The organism is Polaromonas sp. P1_E3 (genome assembly GCF_056405935.1).
This window is the reverse complement of record NZ_JBFUBD010000804.1, coordinates 1-657: the sequence shown is the minus strand read 5'-3', so window position 1 is coordinate 657 and position 657 is coordinate 1. Positions and strand designations below refer to the sequence as shown.

General features: G+C 60.3%; 2 protein-coding genes. Both read left to right on the top strand.

The window, feature by feature from the left end; genetic code table 11:
• Window positions 1-257: DUF817 family protein (locus AC1D0Z_RS23635; protein ID WP_477660548.1), on the top strand; the 257-nt coding region annotated here is incomplete at its 5' end.
• Window positions 244-657 (top strand): ribosomal maturation YjgA family protein (locus tag AC1D0Z_RS23630; RefSeq protein ID WP_477660547.1); only part of this gene is annotated, 414 nt, incomplete at its 3' end. The genes AC1D0Z_RS23635 and AC1D0Z_RS23630, both read left to right, overlap by 14 nt.

The window sequence follows — 657 nt, the reverse complement described above, 5'->3', positions numbered from 1 at the left end:
CTTCGGTGATCTACCGGCCTTATGACAGGGACCGCAGCATGCCCTTGCTGCTGGCCTTTTTGCTGATCGGGTTTTTTATCTGGGTGGCTGAAAACATCAGCACGTTTTTCAGCCTGTGGCACTACCCCAATCAGCTGGGTGCATGGTCCCTTGTCCATGTGGGCAAATGGAGTTCGTGGTCGCTGCTGGTGGTCATGACTTTCACCATCGTGGCCAACCTGAAGCATGTGAAGGCACGCATCCATGTCCCCGACTGAGACGGGCACTCCCCGCGTGAAGCTGCGCTTTGACCGCGAGGCGGCGCTCTGGGCCCTCTTCATCTTCATCATTGAAGTGCTGATCGCGACTGTGTGGTCGCACCACCGCTGGCTGCGGGGCTTTGTGGGCGACGTGTTGGCTGTGGTGTGGGTGTACTTTCTGCTCAAGACCGTGGTCAAGGCCAACACCCTGGGCCTGGCGCTGGTGGCGTTTGCGGTGGGTTGTCTTGTGGAGCTGGCCCAGTATGTGGCCAGTGCCAATGGCTGGCATGTGCAGAACCGCGTGCTGAAGATTCTGCTGGGGTCGGTGGCCGACTGGATGGACGTGCTGGCCTACGCCTGCGGATTCCTGCTGGTTTTGGCGCTGGAGTTCCTGCTGGCCCGCTGGAAGGCCGCCAGA